17 protein-coding genes are annotated in these 24,069 nt (G+C 72.6%); 10 read left to right on the forward strand and 7 right to left on the reverse strand.

The genetic code is table 11. From position 1 onward, the window contains the following. The first annotated feature begins 164 nt into the window (after positions 1-164). Positions 165-1,667 (forward strand): acyl-CoA synthetase, encoded by a 1,503-nt coding sequence (locus OG776_RS36965; protein WP_329323281.1) that lies wholly within the window; start codon positions 165-167, stop codon positions 1,665-1,667. A 276-nt stretch (positions 1,668-1,943) separates the two neighbouring features. On the opposite strand, the gene paaK is transcribed toward OG776_RS36965, so the two are convergent. After that, on the reverse strand, positions 1,944-3,248 hold the full coding sequence (gene paaK / locus OG776_RS36970; RefSeq protein WP_148008312.1) for a phenylacetate--CoA ligase PaaK: 1,305 nt from the start codon (positions 3,246-3,248) through the stop codon (positions 1,944-1,946). A gap of 213 nt (positions 3,249-3,461) precedes the next feature. Beyond that, positions 3,462-5,144 (reverse strand): acyl-CoA synthetase, encoded by a 1,683-nt coding sequence (locus OG776_RS36975; protein WP_148008313.1) that lies wholly within the window; start codon positions 5,142-5,144, stop codon positions 3,462-3,464. Between the two features lie 177 nt (positions 5,145-5,321). On the opposite strand from OG776_RS36975, the gene OG776_RS36980 reads away from it, so the two are divergent. The 7 genes from OG776_RS36980 (at position 5,322) to OG776_RS37010 (ending at position 13,506) form a co-directional block, all read left to right on the forward strand. Then, positions 5,322-6,122, forward strand: coding sequence for a crotonase/enoyl-CoA hydratase family protein (locus OG776_RS36980; protein WP_148008314.1), 801 nt, complete (start codon positions 5,322-5,324; stop codon positions 6,120-6,122). A 43-nt stretch (positions 6,123-6,165) separates the two neighbouring features. After that, the gene (locus OG776_RS36985; RefSeq protein ID WP_148008315.1) at positions 6,166-7,116 is read left to right on the forward strand and encodes a Zn-ribbon domain-containing OB-fold protein; all 951 of its coding nucleotides are present in this window, start codon (positions 6,166-6,168) and stop codon (positions 7,114-7,116) included. Further along, complete coding sequence (locus OG776_RS36990) at positions 7,117-8,172, forward strand: thiolase domain-containing protein (RefSeq protein ID WP_148008316.1); 1,056 nt, start codon at positions 7,117-7,119, stop codon at positions 8,170-8,172. Continuing rightward, positions 8,169-9,335 (forward strand): thiolase domain-containing protein, encoded by a 1,167-nt coding sequence (locus OG776_RS36995; RefSeq protein WP_148008317.1) that lies wholly within the window; start codon positions 8,169-8,171, stop codon positions 9,333-9,335. Before OG776_RS36990 ends, OG776_RS36995 begins: the two co-directional genes overlap by 4 nt. Before the next feature lie 83 nt (positions 9,336-9,418). Further along, complete coding sequence (locus tag OG776_RS37000) at positions 9,419-9,661, forward strand: DUF397 domain-containing protein (RefSeq protein WP_148008318.1); 243 nt, start codon at positions 9,419-9,421, stop codon at positions 9,659-9,661. Between the two features lie 397 nt (positions 9,662-10,058). Beyond that, positions 10,059-12,950, forward strand: coding sequence for an ATP-binding protein (locus OG776_RS37005; RefSeq protein WP_148008319.1), 2,892 nt, complete (start codon positions 10,059-10,061; stop codon positions 12,948-12,950). A 58-nt stretch (positions 12,951-13,008) separates the two neighbouring features. Then, complete coding sequence (locus OG776_RS37010) at positions 13,009-13,506, forward strand: hypothetical protein (RefSeq protein WP_148008320.1); 498 nt, start codon at positions 13,009-13,011, stop codon at positions 13,504-13,506. 34 nt (positions 13,507-13,540) lie between these two features. Here OG776_RS37010 and OG776_RS37015 read toward each other — a convergent pair whose 3' ends face one another. The 3 genes from OG776_RS37015 to OG776_RS37025 form a co-directional block, all read right to left on the reverse strand. Further along, positions 13,541-14,560, reverse strand: coding sequence for an LLM class flavin-dependent oxidoreductase (locus OG776_RS37015; protein ID WP_148008321.1), 1,020 nt, complete (start codon positions 14,558-14,560; stop codon positions 13,541-13,543). A gap of 184 nt (positions 14,561-14,744) precedes the next feature. Then, entirely contained in the window at positions 14,745-16,724 is a 1,980-nt protein-coding gene (locus tag OG776_RS37020; RefSeq protein ID WP_148008322.1) for an N-acetylmuramoyl-L-alanine amidase, read from the reverse strand. Positions 16,725-17,294: 570 nt separating this feature from the next. Continuing rightward, entirely contained in the window at positions 17,295-18,434 is a 1,140-nt protein-coding gene (locus tag OG776_RS37025; RefSeq protein ID WP_329323287.1) for an aminoglycoside phosphotransferase family protein, read from the reverse strand. Positions 18,435-18,665: 231 nt separating this feature from the next. Here OG776_RS37025 and OG776_RS37030 point away from each other — a divergent pair, with 231 nt between their 5' ends. Further along, a complete protein-coding gene (locus OG776_RS37030) occupies positions 18,666-20,165 on the forward strand; it encodes a DNA-binding protein NsdB (RefSeq protein ID WP_148008324.1) in 1,500 nt (499 codons plus the stop codon). A gap of 87 nt (positions 20,166-20,252) precedes the next feature. Here the strand turns inward: OG776_RS37030 and OG776_RS37035 are convergent, their stop codons facing one another. Next, entirely contained in the window at positions 20,253-21,662 is a 1,410-nt protein-coding gene (locus OG776_RS37035) for a PP2C family protein-serine/threonine phosphatase (protein WP_148008325.1), read from the reverse strand. Positions 21,663-21,920: 258 nt separating this feature from the next. Further along, positions 21,921-22,637, reverse strand: a complete 717-nt coding sequence (locus OG776_RS37040; RefSeq protein ID WP_148008326.1) for a TetR/AcrR family transcriptional regulator — start codon at positions 22,635-22,637, stop codon at positions 21,921-21,923. Positions 22,638-22,766: 129 nt separating this feature from the next. Here OG776_RS37040 and OG776_RS37045 point away from each other — a divergent pair, with 129 nt between their 5' ends. Then, entirely contained in the window at positions 22,767-23,831 is a 1,065-nt protein-coding gene (locus OG776_RS37045) for a medium chain dehydrogenase/reductase family protein (RefSeq protein WP_148008327.1), read from the forward strand. Positions 23,832-24,069: the final 238 nt, after the last annotated feature.

The raw sequence follows: 24,069 nt of genomic DNA on the forward strand, positions 1-24,069 counted from the left end.
AGGGAAGGGCCGGTTGAGCGTAACAACGGCCACGGACGTTCCACCGGGTGTCACCGTGTCCCACGGCCGGGTGGGGCGTGTTCGCGTCAGAAGCGCCGGACGCTTGACCCCGCTCGGGGACCGGAACGAGGATCACGCCAGGGCAGCGGACGAAGGAGCAGGTCATGACGGCGGGACGAAGCGTCACGGTGGACGGGGTGCTGCGGCGCAGCGCCCGGCGGACCCCGGAGCGCGTCGCGGTCCACTACCGGGACCGCTCGTGGACCTACGCCGAACTCGACGACGCGGTCTCCCGCGCGGCCCAGGCGCTGCGCTCCGCGGGCCTCGCGCCCGGTGACCGCGTCGGCGCCTACGGCCACAACTCGGACGCGTACCTGATCGGTTTCCTCGCCTGCGCCCGGGGCGGACTCGTCCACGTGCCGGTCAACCAGAACCTGACGGGTGAGGATCTCGCGTACATCGTCGGCCAGGCGGGCTGCGCACTCGTCCTCGCCGATCCGGATCTGGCCGGAAACCTGCCCCGGGGGACGCGCACGCTCCCCCTGCGCGACGCCGGTGACTCCTTGCTCGCGCGGCTGGCCGGCACCCCGCCGTACGACGGTCCGGAGCCGCGCGGCGAGGACCTGACGCAGTTGCTGTACACGTCCGGCACGACCGCGCTGCCCAAGGGCGCGATGATGACGCACCGGGCGCTGGTGCACGAGTACCTGAGCGCGATCACCGCCCTCGATCTGCAGGCCGGCGACCTGCCCGTGCACGCGCTGCCGCTCTACCACTCGGCGCAGATGCATGTGTTCCTGCTGCCGTATCTCGCCGTCGGCGCCGTGAACGTGATCCTCGACGCGCCCGACGCCGGGACGATCCTCGACCTGGTGGAGGCGGGCCGCGCGGACAGTCTGTTCGCCCCGCCCACCGTGTGGATCGGCCTGGCCAACCGGCCCGACTTCGCGACCCGGGACCTGAGCGGGCTGCGCAAGGCGTACTACGGTGCGTCGATCATGCCGGTCCCGGTCCTGGAACGGCTGCGGGAACGGCTCCCGAGGCTGGCGTTCTACAACTGCTTCGGCCAGAGCGAGATCGGCCCGCTCGCGATGGTCCTCGCCCCTCATGAGCACAAGGGCCGGATGGACTCCTGCGGACGGCCGGTGCTGTTCGTGGAGGCGCGGGTGGTCGACGAGTCCGGCGAGGACGTGGCCGACGGGGAGCGGGGCGAGATCGTCTACCGGTCACCGCAGCTGTGCGAGGGCTACTGGGACAAGCCGGAGGAGACGGCCGAGGCCTTCCGCGACGGCTGGTTCCACTCCGGGGACCTGGCCGTCCATGACGAGGACGGCTTCTTCACCGTCGTGGACCGGGTGAAGGATGTCATCAACTCCGGTGGTGTGCTGGTGGCTTCGCGACAGGTCGAGGACGCGCTCTACACGCACGGGGCGGTCGCCGAGGTGGCGGTGATCGGCCTGCCCGACGAGCGGTGGATCGAGGCGGTGACGGCGGTCGTGGTCGCGCGCGGCGAGGTCAGCGGGGACGAACTCGTCGCCCACGCGCGGGAGAAGCTCGCCGCCTTCAAGGCGCCCAAGCGGGTGCTGTTCGTGGACGAGCTGCCGCGCAACGCGAGCGGGAAGATCCTCAAGCGGGAGCTGAGGGACCGGTTCGCGGCGGAGTCGTAGACCGCACCGGACGCGTCTCGCCCGGGGTGCGGAGGGATCGGACGGTGCCCGGTGCCGGACGCGGGCCGGCCCGCGCCGGGGGCCGGCGGCGGACCGGCGGCAGTCGTCGGGGACACGCAACGGCCCCTGCCCCCGGGCGGTCACGCGGCGCCCCGCCCCGGGCGGACGCGTGACGGCGCCGGTGCCCGGGCGGGCGCGTGACGGCCTCCGCCCCGGCGGGCGACGCTCGTCTCCGAGCGGGTCGCGAGGTGGCCCCGGACCGGGCGGGGGCGCGTGTCAGCGCTCCCGCAGGTCGACGATCCGCCTGATCTTCCCCACGGACCGCTCCAGCGATTCCGGTTCGACGACCTCGACGGCGACCGACACCCCGATGCCGTCCTTCACGGCCGTCATGATGGAACGTGCCGCCGCGTCGCGGACCTCGGGCGTGGCGCCGTGCCGCGCCTCGGCCCGTACGGTGAGCGCGTCGAGGCGGCCCTCGCGAGTCAGCCGGAGCTGGAAGTGCGGCGCGACGCCCGGCGTGCGCAGCACGATCTCCTCGATCTGGGTCGGGAAGAGATTGACCCCCCGCAGGATCACCATGTCGTCGCTGCGGCCGGTGATCTTCTCCATCCGGCGGAAGACGCGCGCGGTGCCGGGCAGCAGCCGGGTCAGGTCCCGGGTCCGGTACCGGATCACGGGCATGGCCTCCTTGGTGAGCGAGGTGAACACCAGCTCGCCCTCGGAGCCGTCCGGCAGCACCTCGCCGGTGATCGGGTCGACGACCTCCGGGTAGAAGTGGTCCTCCCAGACGTGCAGCCCGTCCTTGGTCTCCACACACTCCTGGGCGACGCCCGGGCCCACCACCTCGGACAGGCCGTAGATGTCCACGGCGTCGATGGCGAACCGCTCCTCGATCTCGCGGCGCATCTCCTGCGTCCACGGCTCCGCGCCGAAGACACCCACCCGCAGCGAGGTGCCACGCGGGTCGACGCCCTGCCGCTCGAACTCGTCGAGCAGCGTGAGCATGTACGAGGGGGTCACCATGATGATGTCGGGGCGCAGGTCCTGGATGAGCTGGACCTGACGGGCCGTCATCCCTCCGGACGCGGGGATCACCGTGCAGCCGAGCCGCTCGGCGCCGTAGTGCGCGCCGAGGCCACCGGTGAACAGTCCGTAGCCGTACGCCACATGGACCTTGTCGCCGGGCCTGCCGCCCGCCGCCCGGATCGAACGCGCCACCATGTCGGCCCACATGGACAGGTCGCCGTCCGTGTAACCGACGACCGTGGGGCGTCCGGTGGTCCCGCTCGACGCGTGAAGGCGGCGGATCTGGTCCTGGGGTACGGCGAACATCCCGTACGGATAGTTCGCGCGCAGGTCCGCCTTGGTCGTGAACGGGAAACGCGCCAGGTCGGCCAGGGTGCGGCAGTCCTCCGGCCGGACGCCCGCCTTGTCGAAGGACTCGCGGTAGAAGGGCACGTTCTCGTAGACGTGCCGCAACGTCGAGCGCAGCCGCTCCTCCTGCAGCGCCCGCAGCGCGTCGGCGCCCAGCCGCTCTCCCGCGTCCAGGAGCTCCTTCGACACCACGGAATCCGCCATGGGGACTCCTCCCTCACCAACCGTACCAATCCGGGCGACCGATCATTCGGTCGTGCTCTTCGGGATCAGTAATTCAGTCCGGTCGCGTCTCGTGCAAGGGGTCGGCGTCCAGTTTCTTCCCGGGCCCGCGTGCGGGGCCGGGAGGTGCGGGCCGTGCGGCCGGGCGCGACCGTTCGCGAGAGGGTGGTGCCGGGCCGTGACGGCGGTACGAGGTCAGCCGTCGGCCTCCGCGGCCACCGAACGTGCCCAGCGGTAGTCGGCCTTGCCGCTCGGGGAACGCTGGATGGTGTCCGCGATGACCAGCTGGCGGGGGATCTTGTAACCCGCGAGATGGTCCCGGACATGGGCCTGGATGTCCTCCAGGGACGGCCTGCTCGCACCGCGGCGCAGTTGTACGACCGCCGCCACGTGGTTGCCCCATCTCTCGTCCGGTACTCCGGCGACCAGCGCGTCGTACACGTCCGGATGGGACTTGAGGGCCTGCTCGACCTCCTCCGGGTAGACCTTCTCGCCGCCGGTGTTGATGCACTGGGAGCCGCGACCGAGGACGGTCACGACACCCTCCTCGTCGACGGTGGCCATGTCGCCGAGCAGGACCCACCGTTCGCCGTCCTTGTGGAAGAAGGTCTCGGCGGTCTTGCGGGAGTCGTTGTAGTAGCCGAGGGGGACGTGCCCGCACTGCGCGATGCGTCCGGGCTCGCCGGGGACGGCCGGCTCGTGGGTCGCCGGATCCACCACCCGGGTACGGGAGTTGACGCGCACCCGGAAGCCTCTGCCCGGGCCCGAGTCGGCCGTCGCGGTGCCGTTGAACCCGGACTCCGACGAGCCGAAGTTGTTCAGCAGCATCACGTTCGGGACCAGTTCCTGGAACTGCGCGCGCACCGTCTCCGACATGATGGCCCCGGAGGAGGACACGCTGAACAGGGAGGAGCAGTCGGTGCCCTTCATGGGGCCGCGCAACGCGTCGATCAGGGGCCGCAGCATCGCGTCGCCGACCAGGGACACGCTGGTGACCTTCTCCCGCTCTATCGTCCGCAGCACCTCCTCGGGCACGAACTTGCGGTGGGTCACCACCCGTTGGCCGAAGTTGAAGGCGATGAAGGCCGTCAGGGTCGAGGTGCCGTGCATCAGCGGGGGAGTGGGGAAGAACGTGATGCCCGCGCCGCCCGCGGCGACCCGCTCGGCGAGCTCCTCCGGTTTCGCGACCGGCTCACCCGTCGGGGCGCCGCCGCCGAGGCCGGCGAAGAACAGGTCCTCCTGCCGCCACATGACGCCCTTGGGCATGCCGGTCGTGCCACCGGTGTAGATGATGAACTGGTCGTCCGCCGAGCGCGCCGGGAATCCCCGGCCGGGAGACCCTGCCGCCTCCGCGTCCGCGAAGTCCAGGACGTCCGGAGCCGGCGCGGAGCCGGGGTCGGTGCCGGCGGCGAGGGGGCCGGCGGCCGTCGACGTGCGGGCTGACGCGGAGCCGCGGGCGGGCGTTCCCACGCGCAGGAGATGACGCAGGGCGCGGGCTCGCGGGAGCGCGGCCGTCACCCGGTCGGCGAACTCCGCGTCGAAGACCAGGGCCACCAGGTCGGCGTCCTGATAGAGATAGGCCAGCTCCTCTTCCACATAGCGGTAGTTGACGTTGACCGGCACGATCCGCGCCTTGAGGCACGCCAGCACCGTCTGCACGTACTCGATCCCGTTGTACAGGTGCAGTCCCAGGTGCTCGCCCGGGCTCACCCCGCTGTCGATCAGGTGGTGGGCGAGACGGTTCGCCGCCGCGTCCAGCTCCGCGTACGTCAGCCTGCGCTCCGCGCCCGTGCCGGGATGGTCGAGGTGGACCAGCGCCTCGCGGTCGGGGACCACGTCGACGACCGACTCGAACAGGTCGGCAAGGTTGTACTCCACCGCTCCTCCTGACGCCGAACGTCCGGGGCCGCCCCTCGGCTCGACGGTCATCAGAGCAAAGGCCGCCACAACTGGGAAGGGCCCGCGCAGAAGAAATCTGACTGTCTGTCAGAAAACCCTTGTACTGACTCGGCGCCTCCTGCAACCTGTTCTCGTTCCTGCGACGGGAGGACGGCAATGGGTGGGACGGAACACCTCACCGTGCGGCGCGAGGGCGCCACGCTGGTGCTCACGCTCGACAGGCCCGAGGCCAAGAACGCGCTCTCGCTGCCGATGCTGGTCGGCCTGTACGACGGCTGGACGGAGGCCGACGCGGACGACGCGATCCGGTCCGTCGTGCTCACCGGCGCGGGCGGCGCCTTCTGCGCCGGCATGGACCTCAAGGCGCTGGCCGGACGGGGCATGGAGGGCGAGCGGTACCGGGACCGGATGAAAGCCGATCCCGATCTGCACTGGAAGGCGATGCTGCGCCACCACCGCCCCCGCAAACCGGTGATCGCCGCCGTCGAGGGACCCTGCGTCGCGGGCGGCACCGAGATCCTCCAGGGCACCGACATCCGGGTCGCGGCCGAGTCGGCGCTCTTCGGCCTCTTCGAGGTCAGACGCGGACTGTTCCCGATCGGCGGCTCCACCGTCCGGCTCCCCCGCCAGATCCCGCGCACGCACGCCCTGGAAATGCTCCTGACGGGACGCTCGTACTCGGCCGCGGAGGCCGCCGCCATCGGGCTCGTCGGCAGGGTCGTGCCGGACGGAACGGCGCTCGACGCGGCCCTGGAGATCGCCGAACGGGTCAACGCCTGCGGTCCGCTGGCCGTCGAGGCCGTCAAGGCGTCCGTGTACGAGACCGCCGGGATGACCGAGACCGAGGGCCTCGCCGCCGAACTCGCCCGAGGCTGGCCCGTCTTCGACACCGCCGACGCCAACGAGGGCTCCCGCGCCTTCGCCGAGAAGCGCCCGCCCGTCTACCGGCGCGCCTGAGCCCCCGCCCGGACGCGCCCGACCTTCGAAGGAGACATCCGGGATGCCCGAAGTCCTCAAAGCCCCCCTCGTCGTCGAGTTCCCCTTCACCCGCTCGCTCGGCCCGGTCCAGAGCGCGTTCCTCACCGGTCTGCGTGAACGGGTGGTCCTCGGCGTCCGGACCACCGACGGCAGGACGCTCGTCCCGCCCGTCGAGTACGACCCCGTCACCGCCGACGAACTCCGCGACCTGGTCGAGGTCGCCCCCACCGGCACCGTCACCACCTGGGCCTGGAACCACGCGCCGCGCCGGGGCCAGCCCCTCGGCACGCCCTTCGCCTGGGTCCTGGTCAGGTTCGACGGCGCCGACACCGCGCTGCTGCACGCGCTCGACGCCCCCGGCCCCGATTCCGTCCGCACCGGCATGCGGGTGCGCGTCCGCTGGGCCGGGGAACGGTCCGGAGCCATCACGGACATCGCCTGCTTCGAACCGTACGACGGCGGCCCCGGGACACCGGCCGGACCCACCGGCCACGACGGCAGCTTCACCGACCCGGTGACCGGCATCGTCGCCCCCGCCCGCCTCGACTACGTGTACTCACCCGGCCGCGCCCAGAGCGCCCATCTCCAGGCACTCTCCGAGCGGCGCACGGTGGGGGAGCGCTGCCCGTCCTGCCGCAAGGTGTACGTCCCGCCGCGGGGCGCGTGCCCCACCTGCGGGGTCGCCACCACGGAACAGGTCGAGGTGGGACCGCGTGGCACCGTCACCACGTACTGCATCGTCAACATCAAGGCCAGGAACCTCGACATCGAAGTGCCGTACGTCTACGCCCACATCGCCCTCGACGGCGCCGACCTCGCGCTGCACGGCCGGATCGGCGGCATCCCCTACGACCAGGTGCGGATGGGCCTGCGGGTGGAGCCCGTGTGGACCGAGGACGGCCGTCACCCGGACCACTACCGGCCGGCCGGCGAACCCGACGCGGAGTACGAGACGTACAAGGAGCTGTTGTAGATGCCGCCCATCAGGGACGTCGCCGTGATCGCCTTCGGGCAGACCGACCACCGGCGCACCAGCGACGAACTCTCCGAGGTGGAGATGCTCATGCCGGTCCTGCACGAGGTCCTGGACAGCACCGGCCTGAGGACCAGCGACATCGACTTCACCTGCTCCGGTTCGAGCGACTACCTCGCGGGCCGCGCCTTCTCCTTCACCATGGCCCTCGACGGAGTGGGCGCCTGGCCGCCGATCTCCGAGTCCCACGTCGAGATGGACGGGGCCTGGGCGCTGTACGAGGCCTGGACGAAGCTCCTGACCGGCGAGGCAGACACCGCCCTCGTCTACGCGTACGGGAAGTCGTCCCCCGGATCGGTCCGCGACGTCCTGACCCGGCAGCTCGACCCGTACTACGTCGCCCCCCTGTGGCCCGACTCGGTCGCGCTCGCCGCGCTCCAGGCCCGGGCGCTCATCGACGCGGGCGACACCGACGAACCCGCGCTCGCCGGTGTCGCCGCCCGCAGCCGCGCCTCGGCCGCCGCCAACTCCCACGCGCAGCTGCGGAGTCCGGTCGGCCAGGGCGACTACCTCGTACGCCCCCTGCGGACCGGCGACTGCCCGCCGGTCGGCGACGGTGCCGCCGCGGTGATCCTCGCGGCCGGCGAGCGGGCCCGCGAACTGTGCGGACGACCCGCCTGGATCCGCGGCATCGACCACCGCATCGAGGCCCACAGCCTGGGCGTCCGCGACCTGACCGACTCCCCGTCCACCCGCCTCGCCGCCGAACGGGCCGGGGCCTTCGAACGGCCCGTCGACACCGCCGAACTGCACGCCCCCTTCACCTCGCAGGAGGTCGTCCTGCGCAAGGCCCTCCGGCTCGGGGACGACGTGGACGTCAACCCCTCCGGCGGGGCGCTCGCGGCCAACCCGGTCATGGTCGCCGGACTCGTCCGCATCGGCGAGGCCGCCGCGCGCATCCACCGGGGCGCCTCCGACCGGGCCCTGGCCCACGCCACCTCGGGACCCTGCCTCCAACAGAACCTGGTCGCCGTACTCGAAGGGGATCCGCGATGAGCAAGGAACCCGTGGCCGTCGTCGGCGTCGGCCAGACCAAGCACGTGGCGGCGCGGCGGGACGTGTCGATCGCCGGGCTGGTCCGCGAGGCGGCCCTGCGCGCCCTCACGGACGCCGAACTGACCTGGGCCGACATCGACGCCGTCGTCATCGGCAAGGCGCCGGACTTCTTCGAGGGCGTCATGATGCCCGAGCTGTACCTCGCCGACGCGCTCGGCGCCGTCGGCAAGCCGATGCTCCGCGTGCACACCGCCGGCTCCGTCGGCGGCTCGACCGCGCTGGTCGCCACCCAGCTCGTCGCGGGCCGCGTCCACGGGACCGTCCTGACCCTGGCCTTCGAGAAGCAGTCCGAGTCGAACGCCATGTGGGGGCTGTCCCTGCCGATCCCCTTCCAGCAGCCGCTGCTGGCCGGGGCGGGCGGCTTCTTCGCGCCGCACGTCCGCGCGTACATGCGGCGCACCGGCGCGCCCGACACCGTCGGCTCCCTCGTCGCGTACAAGGACCGCCGCAACGCGCTCAAGAACCCCTACGCGCACCTCCACGAGCACGACATCACCCTGGAGAAGGTCCAGGCCTCCCCGATGCTCTGGGACCCGATCCGCTACTCGGAGACCTGCCCCTCCTCGGACGGCGCCTGCGCCATGGTCCTCACCGACCGTGCGGGCGCGGCCCGTTCACCCCGTCCGCCCGCGTGGGTGCACGGCGGGGCGATGCGCAGCGAGCCCACCCTGTTCGCCGGCAAGGACTGCGTGTCACCGCGCGCCGGCAAGGACTGCGCGGCCGACGTCTACCGGCAGGCGGGCATCGCGGACCCGCGCCGCGACATCGACGCCGTGGAGATGTACGTACCGTTCTCCTGGTACGAACCCATGTGGCTGGAGAACCTCGGCTTCGCCGACGAGGGCGAGGGCTGGAAACTCACGGAGTCCGGGGTGACCGAACTCGACGGGGACCTGCCCGTCAACATGTCGGGCGGCGTGCTCTCCACCAATCCGATCGGCGCCTCCGGGATGATCCGCTTCGCGGAAGCGGCGCTGCAGGTGCGCGGCCTCGCGGGAGAACACCAGGTGGAAGGGGCTCGCAGGGCGCTGGGACACGCCTACGGGGGCGGTTCCCAGTTCTTCGCGATGTGGCTGGTCGGGGCCGAGCCGCCCAGCTCCTGAAACCGTCCCCCTCACGTGGCCTGTCCGCCACCCGCACCGATCGCTAGGCTGGCGGCGGACGACGAACCGGGAGGAGCACGGACGTGGCCGAGAGCACCATCGAGCAACACCCGCTCGCGGGCTGGGACAAGCCTGAGCTGGACCTGAGCAAGGCAGACTGGCAGTCCAGCAGCCGAGGGCGAGGTGACGTCCAGATCGCCTTTGTCGAGGGCTTCATCGCGATGCGCAACAGCGGCCGCGCCGAGAGCCCTTCCCTGATCTTCACCCCCGCCGAGTGGGGCGCGTTCGTGTCGGGAGCCCGCGAGGGCGAGTTCGACCTGACCTGAACCGGCGCCGCGCACGAGGCGACCGGTCACGCGAGCGGTGACCCCGTCCCCGGGCCGGTGCCCGAACCGCACCGGACCCGCGGGACGACCGCGGCCCGCGCCCCCGGCCGAGAACGGGTGCCACCGGCGAACGGCCCTTCCCCACAAGGCCCTTCGGTCGGGAGCACCCGAGACGGGAGAGACGCGCTCCGGCGTGCCGGAACGGTGCGCGCGGCCCCGTCACGCCCGACGGCACGCGAAATCCGCGCCCGCCGTACGGGATCGACCGAAAGATCCGCTTGTCAGCGTCCGGAAGGGCTCCCCGGAAGGCGCTGTCGGCGTACCCTGAGGTGCCTGGAGGTCACGGTGCGCACCCGCTCCCCGCGCGGGACGCACCACCGTGACCAGGGGGTGGAGGATGGGACAGCGCAGCGTACGCAGCAGAAGGACTCTCTTCGAACGGGAGAGTGAACTCGCCGCTGTCGAGGAGGCGTTGAGCGAGCTCACCGGGCTGCGCACGGACGGGTCCGAGGCACCCGAGCGGCCCCGCGGCGCGCTCCTCGCCTTCGCCGGGCGGGCCGGGATCGGCAAGACGACCCTCCTCGGCGAGGTGCGACGGCGCTCCGCCGCCAAGGGCTGCACCGTCCTGTCGGCTCGCGGCGGCGAACAGGAGCAGCGTGTCGCCTTCCACGTCGCCCGTCAGCTCCTGCAACCGCATCTCGCCGGGTTCTCGGAGGCCGAACTGCGCGCTTCGCTCGGGAGTTGGTACGCCATCGTCGGCCCCGCGCTCGGCCTGTGCGCGGCCTCCGAGGGAGCCCCGCCCGACCAGCAGGGACTGCGGGCCGGCCTCGACTGGGTCCTCACCCACCTCGCCGTCCAGCGCGCCCCGATGGTCCTCGTCCTCGACGACGCGCACTGGGCCGACCCCGAGTCGCTGAGCTGGCTGGCCGCCTTCGCGCCACGCGCCGAGGAACTCCCGCTGCTGCTCGTCGTCGGCTACCGGCCCGACGAACTCCCCGACCACGCCGAGTCGTTCAGGGTCCTGCCCGGGCGCGCGGGCCAGCGACCCGTCGATCTCGAACCGCTCAGCGCCGCCGCCGTCGCCCGACTGGTCCGCGAGGACCTCGGCGCCCAGGCCGACGACGCCTTCTGCCGGGAGTGCTGGGCGGTCACGGCGGGCAACCCCTTCGAAGCCGTCGAACTGACCGCGAAGGTGCGCGACCGCGGACTGGTCCCGACCGAGGCCGGCGCGCACCTGCTGCGCGATCTCGCCGCCGCCGTCAAGGGCAGCGGCCTGATCACCCGCCTCGAACGCCTGGGCACCTCCGCCGTCCGCTTCGCTTGGGCCTGCGCCGTGCTCGGCACGGAGATCTCCCCGACCCTCGCCGCGGCCGTCGCCGGACTCGGCTCCGAGGAGGCCGCCGACGCCGCGGACGCCCTGCGCGGCGCCCGTATCCTCACCGGCGCCGACACCCTCGAATTCGTCCACCCGCTGGTCGCCACCGCCGTCTACCGCGCCATCCCCGGTGGCGTCCGCGTGGCCCTGCACGGCCAGGCCGCGTGGTGCGTGATCAACGAGGGCCTCGGCCCCTCCGCCGCGGCCCGCCACCTCATGGAGAGCCATCCGGACGGCGACGTCTGGGTCGTCCAGCAACTGCGCGCCGCCGCCCGCGAGACCCAGCGGGCCGGCGCCCCCGACGCGGCCCGCCGCTACCTCGCCCGCGCCCTGCGCGAACCGCCGCCCTTCGAGGAGCGCGCCGCCGTCCTGTACGAGCTGGGCTGCGCCTCGCTGCTCACCGAACCGGCGACCACCGTCAACCACCTCAGGGCCGCCCTCGAAGAACCCATCACCGACCCCGAGCTGCGCCACAGCATCGTCATCCGGCTCTCCCAGGTCCTCGCCCACAGCGACCGGCTCGCCGAGGCCTCCGAGGCGCTCGCCCGGGAGAGCCGGATGACCGGGGACGCCCGGGTACGGCTGCGCATGCAGTCCGAGCAGTTCATGTGGGACGCCTTCCGGGCCGACGAACCCGACTCGCCCGCCCGCTCGCGCCGGCTGGCCCGACTCGCCGACCGGCTGACCGGCCGCGACCTCACCGAGCGCTATGTCATCGGCCTGCGCGCCTGGGACGCCACCCTGCGCGGTGAACCCGCCCCCGTCGCGCTGGAGCACGCCGAGCGCGCGCTGGCGGGCGGCCTGGGCTGGGCCGAGGCCGACCGCGGCTTCGAAGTGCCCATCCTGGTCGCCCTCACCTTCATGTACGCGGACCGTCCGGGCCGCACCGAGGAACTGTTCGCCGCCGGCATCGCCGACTTCGAGAGCCAGGGCTGGCACGGCGCGCACCTCTCCTTCGGCTACACGATCCTCGCGTACGTCCGCTACCGCCGCGGCCGGCTGGCCGAGGCCGAGGACTTCGTCCGCGCCGGCCTCCGGCTCGCCGAGCGGGTCGGACCGGGCACCCCCGTCCACTGGTACGCCGTCGCCACCCTCGTCGAGATCCTGCTGGCCCGCGGCCGGGTCGACGAGGCGGCCCGGACCGCCGAGGAGTACGCGTTCGGGGCACCCTTCCCCGCCGCCGTCACCTTCCCCGACGCCCAGATCGTGTACGGACAACTGCTCCTCGCCCGCGGCCTCACCAAAGACGCGGCCACCGAGCTGGCGGCGGCCGGCCGCCGCCTCGACCCCCGCGGCATCCGCAACCCCTCCTGGTGCCCGTGGCAGCTCCACCTCGCCCGCGCCGAGAGCCACGACGCCCCGGAACGCGCCGTCGCCACCGCCCTCGAAGCGGTGCAGCGCGCCCGCCAGTACGGTGCTCCCTCGGCCGTCGGCCAGGCACTGCGGGCCGCCGCCGAGGTCTCCTCGGGCTCGACCCGCGTCAAACTGCTCGAGGAGTCCGTCAGCCACCTGGAGCGCTCCCCGGCCGCGTACGAACTCGCCTGCGCGCTGGTCGCCCTCGGGACCGAGCTGCGCCGTTCGGGCCGCCCCAAGGAAGCCGCCGAACACCTCTACCGGGGGCTCGACGCGGCCGTGCAGTGCGCCGCCGACGGGCTGGTCGAAGAGGCCCGCGACGAGCTGGCGGCGGCCGGACTGCGCCCGCGCCGGCTGCACAGCACCGAGACCGACACCCTCACGGCCCGGGAACGCGCCGCCGCCGTGCTCACCGCCCGGGGCGGGACCACCGGGCAGGTCGCCGAGGAGCTGGACATGGACGAGCAGGCCGTCGTCCGGCTGCTCTCGGCGGTCTACCGGAAGGTCGGCACGGACCGTGCGGGACTGGCGGCGGCGCTGGGCGAACAGGCGAACGCGTAGCCCCGCGCGCGCGGCGCCCCGGGGACCCGGCAGGCGGCCGGACACGTACCATTGCGGCATGTCCTTCCTCCGCCGCCGCAGCGCCACGCCCGCCGGTCCCGACTTCGACGTCCTGGCCATGGACCCGGGCGACTGGCCGGGCAATCTCGGCGCGGGCCTGCTGCCCGCTCCCGACGGCAGCTGCCAGGGTGTCTTCCTGCGCTACGACCTCTTCGGCGGGCGCGGCCCGGCGATGATCATCGGCAATCTGCCCGAGGGTTCGCCGGCCCGGGAGGTCCAGGAGGGAGAGATCCCGTTCGAGGTCGCCCAGCTGCTGCTGGCGCTGGAGAACGACGAGGAGGTCACCGTCACCGGGATCGAGGACATGCCGGTGATGCAGGGTGACAACCTCCTCATCGTGCGCCGTCTCAAGCTCTCCGAGACCCGGATCTCCTGCGTGCAGTTCGACCGCAGCGACAACGTGCTGGTGACCATCGCCGCCTGGGACCGCCCGATCACCGACGACCTCTACGCGCTGCTCAAGCCCCTGCCGCCGGAGCTCTTCCAGCAGGGCTGAGCCACCGCCCCTCCGGCGGTTCCGGCCGTCGCGATCAGCCGGCCGGCCGCCGGCCCAGCGCGGGGCCGAGCCCCTGGGCGATGTCCGTGAGGATCTGGACGTAGTCCTCGTGGGCGAAGGTGAAGGGCAGCGCGAACGCGACCTCGTCGACCTCCCGGAACGCGGCGTGCGCGTGGAGCCGTTCGGCGATCTCGGCGGAGGTGCCGACGAGGTCGGGCGCGAACATCATCCGGGCCGGACCCTGTGGGGTCGCGGTGCGCGGGGTGCGCGCCCGCGCGTACTCCTCGTACTTCTTTCGCTGCGCGGGCGTGGCACTGTCGGTGGGGATCACGACGAGACCCTGGGAGACGCGGGCCCGGTCGCCGTCGGGGTGGTGGGCACGGAAGGTCCGGATGTGCGACAGCTGCACCTCGGCGAAGTCCTCCGACTCCTCGGCCTTGACGACGCTGCTGGTCAGGAGGTTCATCCCGTGCTCCCCGGCCCAGCGCGCCGACCGCAGGCTGCCGCCGCCGTACCACATGCGGCGGCCCAGACCGGGCGACTGCGGCTGGACGCGGTCCGAGAACACCTCGAAGCCCTCGACGCCGCTGAAGTCGGTGGCCCGTGTACCGCGCACGAAGTCCAGCAGTCGCTCCACGCGGCCGTACCCGAAGTCCTCCGTCTCCGCCGTGTCGGGGTAGAGCGCGTGCTTGACCGTGTCGAAGTGCATCGGGGGGCCGACGCTGACGCCCGGATTGAGCCGTCCGCCGGACAGCAGATCGACCGTCGCGAGGTCCTCCGCCAGCCGCAGCGGGTTCTCCCAGCCCACCGGGATGACCGCGGTGCCCAGCTCGATCCGGCTGGTGCGCTGGGAGGCCGCGGCCAGGACGGCGACGGGGGAGGAGATGCCGTACTGCAGATGGCGGTGACGCACCCACGCGCTGTCGAAGCCAAGCCGCTCACCCAGTTCGATGATCTCCAGCGTCGACTCGTGGCCCCGCCGGGGATCGGCCCCGTCGAACAGCCCGATGGTCAGGAAGCCCAGCTTCCGCAGGGGGTTCGGGGTCTGTGGCACGGGGCTCCTCCATCGTCGACACCGTCACTGTCGAACGCCAGTTCCCAGCGAGGGCGCTCGGCGATCATCAGGGCAACACGCGTGCCGTGGTGAGGAATTCCGTGGGCCGGACGGGATGCCGAAGGGGCCGGGTCCGCCGTACGCGGATCCGGCCCCTGGCGGGCGCAAGTCGCCCGGGGCGGCACTAGGACCGCGAGCGCGTCACGTCCACGTCCGCGGCCCGTACGAACTCGATCCGGTGCCCGAACTGGATCTCGTAGTACATGTCCTTGCCGGTCACGACCTTGTGCGACGTCGTGTCGAAGGTCGGTGAGTAGAAGTACTCGCCCGGCACCTTGTCGCCGACCACGTACTTCTGTCCGGCGAGGAGCTTGTACGACAAGGGTGACACCGCCTGGACCGGGACGCCCGCCGGGTACGCCTCCTTCTCCGGGTAGGCCCGCCCGTACACGGGGATGTCCGTGCGGCCCGGCTTGGGAGTGACGACCTGTCCCGACCCGGTCACGGCCGTCGGGTGGGCCTTGGGGTTCTTGAACCAGGCCTTCTGGCCCAGGTACCAGATCGCCGTCCAGTCCCCTTGGGCACCGGCCACCACGTACTGCTGGCCGGTCGAGACACGCGAGCCCACGTCGTTCACGTCGATGGTGGAGTCGCCGCCGCCCGGCCGCAGCCCGACGTCCTTGACCAGCGGCGCGCTGTCGGACGGCAGGGTGTGCAGCCGCACCTCGCTGGACCCGTGGGCGGCGCACGCCTGGCCGCTGCTGACGCACCCGGTGTACTGCGGCTTGTTCGCCGCGAAGTCCGGCAGCACCATGAGCACGCCGCCGGTCACCTTCGTCCGGTGGTACAGGGGGTGGTCCAGCAGGGCGAAGTAGTGCTCCCAGTCCCAGTAGGGACCCGGGTCCGTGTGCATCCCCGGGATCGTGGACGTCGTCGGGCCGGGGACGTTGTCGTGTCCCAGGATGTGCTGGCGGTCCAGGGGCACGCCGTACTTCCCGGCGAGGTACTTCACCAGCCGCGCCGAGGCCCGGTACATCTCCTCGGTGTACCAGGCGTCCGGCGAGGCGAGGAAGCCCTCGTGCTCCAGACCGATCGACTTGGCGTTGACGTACCAGTTGCCCGCGTGCCAGGCCACGTCCTTGGCCTTCACGTGCTGTGCGATGTGCCCGTCGGTCGAGCGCAGGGTGTAGTTCCACGACACATAGGTCGGGTCCTGGACGAGGTTGAGCACACCGTCCCAGGCGCCCTCCGTGTCGTGGATGACGATGTACTTGATGCCCTGGGACGTGGGCCGGTTCCCGAGGTCGTGGTTTCCGTAGTCGCCGTCGCCGAACTCCGCGTAGGGAGCAGGGATCCACTCGCAGGACACGGTGGTGGGGCACTCCGTGCCGGCGGCGGAGACCGTGCGCAGTCCGGCCCGGCCGAGCTGCGCCGTGGCGGGTCCGACACGGGGCTGGGCGGCGAGCGCGACCTGCTGGCCGGAGTCCGTGGTGCGCTCGGCGCCCGCGCGGATCACCCCGTAGACGTCGTTGGCGTACGCCGCCGCGGTCGCGGTGTCGTCCGCGCCGGAGAAGCGGGCCACCGCGGCGTACCAGTCGCCCGCGTTCTCGCTCAGCGGCTCGCCGAGGTCCTTCTGCGCGGCGGCCAGCAGCGCGGCGCCGCCCTCGATGTTCGCGGCCGCGTCCGTGCGCAGCCGCGCGGCGGGGATCCCGGTGAGCTCGGCGGCTTTCGTCAGGGTCTTGAGCCGCGCCGGGAGCTGGGAGTTCTCCGGGACCTTGGTCGTGGGGACGAGGGGCGCGCGGGAACTGTCCCCCCGTGCGTCCTCGGTGCCCTCGCTGTGGTGCGGGGCCCCGGCGATCGCCGTGCGGGCGTCGGTGAGGTGCATGGGGCCGTAGCCGCCGCTGACGCTCGGCGCGCCGGCGTGCGCGTCCCAGCGCGACTGCAGATAGGAGACGCCGAGCAGGACGCTCGACGGTACGTGGTACTCGGCGGCCGCGGCCGTGAAGGCCCGCTGCAGCCCTGTCGCGGGGGCGGGGTCGACGCCGGCCGCGGGGGCGGCGCCGAGCAGCGGGAACATCAGTGCGGCCGAGACGACGACGCCCGCGGCGGTGCGCGCGCGTCTGTGCCCGGCGGTGGCCTCGGGGTCGATGGGAGATCCTCGCAATGCAGCCTCCTGGGACGGTCGGGCGCGGTGGGGCGTGCGGGGCCGAACGAGGTCAGTCGTATCGGCTCTCCGACGATCCGTCAATCATGCCCAGGGGTCGGTGATTTCCCATGTCAGCGCGGGTCGAAAGGCCTTTCGTGGCGACGGCCCGGCGGCCTGCGAGGCGTCAGTGGAGTGGACCAGTGGCTCGATCGGGTGAAGTTCTCGACGCGCCCGCGTCGACCGGCCCGGGGGCGCGTGTCCGGCGCGCGCCGGAACCACCGGCGGACACGGCGTGGAGACGCGTCCGCCCGAGCGCGGCTCAGCGGCTATGGCCCCCGCTGCGTGGCCCGGGAGGTATGCGCCCGCTGGTGCGTGGTGCGTGGTGCGTGGTGCGTGGTGCGTGGTGCGTGGTGCGTGGTGCGTGGTGCGTGGTGCGTGGTGCGTGGTGCGTGGTGCGTGGTGCGTGGTGCGTGGTGCACGACGTACTGCGGTTGCTGCGCGCACGGCGAAGGCCCGCGGCGCGCCGCCCTGGCGCGCACCGCGGGCCTTCGTCCCCCCTCGCCCCCTCGGGTGCCGACCGCCGCTCCCTCAGCGGGTGCCGACCGCCGCCCGTACGGCCCGGCGGGCCATCTGGCAGTCGTCGTGCAGCCGCCGCAGCAGCAGCCGCTGTTCCTCGCCGGACGGCAGGGCGCCCGGGTGGGCCGGTCCCGGCGTCGAGGGCGCCGCGTCGTGCATCGAGCGCTGCACCGCGGTCTCGTACGTGCGGATCTCCCGCGTCAGTACGAGCATCAGGTTCACCAGGAAGGCGTCACGCGCCGCGGGACCCGCGGACTGCGCGAGCTGGCTGATCTGGCGGCGCGCCACGGGTGCGTCACCGAGGACCGCCCACAGCGTCGCCAGGTCGTAGCCCGGCAGGTACCAGCCCGCGTGCTCCCAGTCCACCAGCACTGGACCGGCCGGTGAGAGGAGCATGTTCGAGAGCAGCGCGTCTCCGTGGCAGAACTGGCCCATGCCCTGACGGCCCGACGAGTGGGCGATGCCGTGCAGCAGCTTCTGCAGGTCGCCCATGTCCCGGTCGGTGAGCAGACCCAGCTCATGGAACCGGGAGATCCGCTCCGCGTAGTCCAGCGGGGCGTCGAACGTCCCCGCCGGCGGCCGCCACGCGTTCAGCCGGCAGATCGCCCCCAGCGCCGCGCGGATGTCCGCGCGGGGCGGCGACTCGGCCGGGTGCCGCTGGAGCGCTGCCACCCGGCCCGGCATCCGCTCGATCACCAGGGTGCAGTTGTCGGGGTCCGCCGCGATCAGCCGAGGCACCCGGACCGGCGGCCGGTGCCGCACGAACGAGCGATACGCGGCTATTTCGTGCCTGATCCGCTCGGCCCAGACGGGAGAGTGGTCCAGTAAACACTTGGCGACGGCCGTACTGCGTCCGGTCGTGCCGACCAGGAGCACGGACCGCCCGCTGCGGCGCAGGACCTGGACCGGGGCGAACTCGGGACAGATCCGGTGCACCGCCGCGATCGCCGTGCGCAGCTGCGCGCCCTGGGGGCCGGACAAGTCGAGTCTCCCGCTGAGGGGTTGGGTGCCGATCCCCGGAACACGCCGTGTCCTGGCGGCTCCGAGCAAGGTGCCCGCCGGCCGCGCGGGGTCGAGGTAGGGACCGCTGCCCGCCGGACGGGGATGCAGCGGCCGGGGCGGGGCGGACACGGAGGACGATGCTGTGTACATGGGCGAAACAGATCCCTTCGTGTGCCTGCAAGTTGCCGCGCCGCCCGTCCCGGAACTCCGGATACACCCTGGGGGAATGTCCCCGGCAACCGGTCGGGGTGGCGCATTCCTACCTGACACCGGATGCCCAGTGGCACACCATCTGGCGCACCCTGGCGAACCCTGGCGAATAGTCGCTCAGCAACTGACAGAGGGTTACTGTCAACTCAGCCGAGAACCTGGGGGCTTGATGTGAACGGACAACCCAACGCTCGTCTGTCGGACCTGTTCGGCCTGGCCGGCTGGTCCAAGGGCGAACTCGCGAGGCTGGTCAACAAGCAGGCGGCGGCCATGGGCCACCCCCAGCTGGCGACCGACACCTCACGGGTGCGGCGCTGGATCGACGTGGGAGAGATCCCGCGTGATCCGGTTCCCCGCGTGCTGGCGGTTCTGTTCACCGAGCGTCTCGGCCGTGTCGTGACCATCGAGGACCTCGGTCTGGTCCGGCACGGGCGTGTGGGGAAACGGCCGGGCGGCGGGAATGCGGAACATCCCGACGGAGTGCCGTGGGCGCCCGAGCGGACTGCTGCGGTCCTCACCGAATTCACGGGAATGGACCTCATGCTCAACCGACGCGGCTTGGTGGGCGCGGGTGCCGCGCTCGCCGCGGGATCCGCACTCAGCAGTGCCATGCACGATTGGCTGCACACCGATCCGGCCCTCACGGCCGACGCCCCTGACCTCGACAATCCCCTGCACGCCGACCCCGCCGGGTTCGACCGCTACGAGGCCGCCCCCATCGGGTCGCAGGAGATCGAGGAACTGGAGCGCTCGGTCGAGGTGTTCCGGGCCTGGGACGCGGCCCGCGGCGGCGGGCTGCAACGCAAGGCCGTGGTGGGCCAGCTCAACGAGGTGGGAGGCATCCTCTCCTACCGGCACCCCGACCATCTGCAGCGGCGCCTGTGGGGCGTCGCCGCCAACCTCGCCGTCCTCGCGGGCTGGATGTCGCACGACGTCGGCCTGGAGCCCACGGCACAGAAGTACTTCGTCATCGCCGCCCACGCGGCCCGGGAAGGCGGTGACCGGCCGCGTGCCGGGGAGGCGCTCTCCCGTGCCGCGCGCCAGATGGTGCACCTGGGCCGTCCGGACGACGCCCTGGACCTGATGAAGCTCGCCAAGTCGGGCTCGGGATCCGAGATGCTGCCGCGCACGCGGGCCATGCTCTCCACCATCGAGGCCTGGGCACAGGCGTCGATGGGCAAGGGGCAGGCCATGCGGCGCACCCTGGGGGAGGCCGAGGACCTCTTCGTCTCCGACCGGGGCGACGTGCCACCGCCGAGCTGGATGCAGATGTTCGACGAGGCGGACATGCACGGGATGCAGGCCCTGGCCTACCGGACGCTAGCGGAGCACGACGCGGCCGCGGCGGCCACGGCGCAGCGCCATGCCAAGGAGGCGCTGCATCTGCGGGAGAACGGGCGGCAGCGGTCGCAGATCTTCGACTGGCTCTCCCTGGCCTCCGCCTGCTTCATCGCCGACGATCCCGAACAGGCGGACCGCTACGCCCGGCTGGCCCTGGTGTCGATGGGGGCGAACTCCTCCCACCGCACCTGGGACCGGCTGCGCGAGATGTACCGGCTCACCGCTCAGTACTCCGGCTATCCGAAGATCCATGAACTGCGTGAGGAGATCCAGCTCGCCCTCCCCAAGCCGGTGGTGCGGCCGAGGCGCGAAGGAGACGCGCAGGTCTGAGACCGCCGGCACCAGGAGATCCACGAGGAGACCCGGTGATTCGGCCTCACGGGCCGGGTCCGGTGTCCGGTGTGTTCGGCCGGGCGCTCAGCCGATCCTGGCGACGAGCACGCAGGCGTCGTCCTCACGTCGGCTGTCGCCGAACTCCTCGACCAGTATCCGTACACAGTCCTGGGCCGAACCGGCTCCGCCGAAGCGCGGGGCCAGATCGAGCAGCCTCTGGACGGCAGCCGCACCGTGGCACCGGGGGACCAGTCCGTCGGTGTGCAGGAGCAGCAGGTCGCCGTCCTCCAGGGGCTCTTCGGCCTGCCCGTACGCGGCACCCGAGGTGGCGCCGAGCAGGACGCCGTGCGGTGGTGTCAGCATGCGCCCCGTCCCGTTGCGGAACAGCAGGGGGGCGGGGTGTCCTGCCTGCGCCCAGGTGAGGATGCGGGATTCCGGTGCGTAGCGGCAGCAGACGGCGCTGCCGAGCACCGGTTGTGCCGAGCTGTCGACCAGGCGGTCGAGCCAGGACATGAGCTGTCCCGGCCGGGTGCCCGCCATGGCCATGCCGCGCAGGGCGCCCAGCAGCATCGCCATGCCGGACGCCACGGTGACGCCGTGCCCCGTCAGGTCCCCGACGCTCAACACGGTCTCGCCGTCCGGGAGTTCCAGGGCGTCGTGCCAGCGGCCGCCGGTCGGCGCGGTGGCCGGGGAAGGGAGGTGGCGGGCCGCGAGGTCCAGAGTGCCGGCGCCGGGTGGAGCGGTCCGCCGGCTGTCGGGGCACGGCCGCAGGACGGCCTTCTGCAGTGCGGCGGCGAGCCGGTGCTCGTTCTGCGCGAGGTTCCGGTCGTGCCGTAGCGAGGCACGGGTCTCACTCACCGCCCGCTGACTGCGCCGCAGTTCGCTGACGTCGCGCAGGACCGCCCACATCGCGGCTGTGCTGCCGTCGGTGTCGAGGACGGGCTCACCCATGATGTGTACCGTGCGCAGCTGGCCGTCCGGGCGCACGACGCGGAACTCCCTGTCGATGGGCTTGGCGTCCACCAGGCAGTCGGTGACCATGGCCGTCAGCATCGGCCGGTCCTCCTCCAGTACCAGGGACGGCAGTTCGTCGAGGGTGAGCGGGGCGGTGGCGGGGTCGCGGCCGAGGATCTGGTAGAGCTCGGGGGACCAACTGGCGGCGTCCGTCAGCAGGTTCCACTCCGCGCTGCCGACCCGGGTGAGCAGGGAGCCCTCTCCGTGCGGATCAGGCTCGTCGGCCGGTTCCGCGGGCGCCTGCGGGGGGCCCTCACGCAGCTGCGCCAGGTGCTGGTCCAAGTCGTCGAGCTGGTGCATCGCCAGGTCGCACAGGGCGCGCTGCCAGCGTCCTCGGGCGTCCGCGCCGTCGACGGGTGCGTCCCGTCGCACGGCGTCCATCTCTCCGCGCAGCCGCCGCGTCTGCGAGATCAACGCCTCGACGTCGCCGCGCCGGGGCGGTTGCGCGGCGGGGCGGTCCGCGGAGAGAGGGGACGGCATGACGCACTCCGATGAGGGGACGGTACGACCAGAGCTGGGCGGAAGGACCGTTACGACTGTTGCACAGCCCGCGACGCCCCGTAAGGGATTTGGCAACACACGATCCGGTGGTGCTTCTGGCATATGCCGCAGTCCATTCGGAGAGGTCGACCGGGCTCGATGAGGTACGTACGGCAATCCCCCAAGTCGTAGAGCGCATACGTGACTTGACGGCTTGCGGGGGTGGCCGGAGTCCTCTCTCATTCGTGTGTTCGAGGGTCAGGTGTGCGGGTCGCCTCCAGGGTGTGTTCGGATTCGGAGTCCCCGGGTGAACTCTCCGACTTCCGCCTCGTAGAGCGGGCCCGGATCGATGCCCATCGAGGCGAAGTTGTCCTCGATCTCCAGGCTCACCAGGCCGTGCAGATGGGCCCAGAGCATCATCGCCCGCGAGGCGACCGCCGGCGGGACGTCGTCGATGCCGCGCCGTCTCATCCACTCCTCGACCTGACTCCGCGCGCCCTCCGGTACGGCCGCGTCCGGCGTCACCAGTGCGCTCGCCACGTTCAGCACGACGTTCATCGAGCGCTGGGCCGCGTCGACCAGGCGGGCGGAGTGGGCGTCGTAGCCCTTGAAGGGGGCCCGGAACAGGAGCCGGTAGCGGTGCGGTTCGGACCGGGCCCAGTCGCGGTAGGCCCGGACCACGGCCGTGAGGCGCGCCGTCCCGTCCGGCGCGGGGGTGCCGGCGGCGTGGGCGAGGGCTCCCGCCAGGGTGTCGTAGGCGTCGGCGACCAGCTCGGTGAGCAGGGTGTCCCGGCCGGCGAAGTAGCGGTAGAGCGCGGGGCCGGTCATGCCCAGCTGTTTGGCGACGGCGTTGAGCGACAGCGCCTCCGGGCCGCCGTCGGCCAGCTGGCGCAGTGCCGCCGCCTTCACCTCCTCGCGCACCTGTGCGCGGAACCGATCGCGCGGGCCCGGACCCGTCCGGCTCTCCGTGGTCACGTCATCGCCTCTTCTGTCGCTCGTCGGAATGGGGCTTGACGTACCCAGTGTAGAGGGGCAAGCTTTAGTTAGAACCTATAACGCAAGCGTGAATCTATAACGAAGCCGTGAGCAGAGGAGCCGACCGTCATGGACACCCACACCGCCGCGAACCTGGTGACCGAAGTCGTGCTGCCGGGAGTCGTGGAGCCCTCCGGCCTGCAGATCCGGACACGCCCCGCGCCGGAGCCGGCGGCCGGTGAGGTCCTCCTCGCGCTGGAGGCCTCCGGCGTCTCGTTCGCCGAGCAGCAGATGCGCCGCGGCAAGTACTACGACCAGCCCCCGTTCCCCTTCGTGCCGGGCTACGACCTGGTCGGCGTGGTGCTCCGGACCGGCGCGGGCGTCGACCCGTCGCTGACCGGCCGCCGCTTCGCGGCCCTGACGAAGGTGGGCGGCTGGGCCAGCCGGGTCGTGCTGCCCGTCACCGACCTGGTCGAGGTGCCGGCCGGCATCGACCCCGCCGACGCCGAGACGGTCGTCGTCAACGGCATCACCGCCTGGCAGATGCTGCACCGCGTCGCCCGGGTCCGGGCCGGTGGCACCGTGCTCGTGCTCGGGGCGAACGGCGGAGTCGGCTCCACCCTCGTCCAGCTCGCCGCCCACGCCGGGATCCGCGTCATCGGCACCGCGTCGCCCCGCCACCATGACGCGGTGCGTGCGCTCGGTGCCACGCCGCTCGACTACCGTTCCGCCGATCTGCCCGCCCGTGTGCGGGAGTTGGCGCCCGGTGGCGTCGACGCGGTCTTCGACCACGTCGGGGGCGACGGCATCGTCGACTCCTTCCGGCTGCTGGCCCGAGGCGGCACGCTCGTGTCGTACGGCACCGCCGCGACGCGTGACGTCGCCGGCTCCTCCAGGCTGCCGGTGCTCAAGCTCGTCGGCCGGCTCCTGCTCTGGAAGCTGCTCCCCAACGGCCGGCGTACGCACTTCTACAACATCTGGGCGGGCAAGCGGCGTGCCGCCGCGTTCCAGGAGCGGCTGCGCACCGACCTCGGGCAGGTGTTCGCGCTGCTCGCCGAGGGCGCCATCACCGCGCAGGTCGCCGCCCGCATCCCGCTCGGCCGCGCCGCGGAGGCCGTCGGCCTGGCGGAGTCCGGCACCGTCACCGGCAAGGTCGTCCTCGTCCCGGACGCCGGGACCGCTCCACGGGCGTGAGGGAGGCGGGGCCGCCCGCGGCGGGTCACGTGACCGCGCGGTCCGCGCGCGGCGTGGCGCCCGCCGCGTGCCTCCCCCCGCCCGCCTCCGCGGCCGGAGGCCGACGTCGGTCGGAGGCAGGGGGTGGCGCCCGCCGGTGACGGGGCGGGCCCGGTCGGAGGCAGGGGTGGCGGCCCGTGGGTGACGGGCCCGGGGGCCCGCCGGGGTCGGCAGGCACGTCCGCCCTGGCCCGGCGCGG

The organism is Streptomyces sp. NBC_01689, from assembly GCF_036250675.1.
GTDB lineage: Bacteria > Actinomycetota > Actinomycetes > Streptomycetales > Streptomycetaceae > Streptomyces.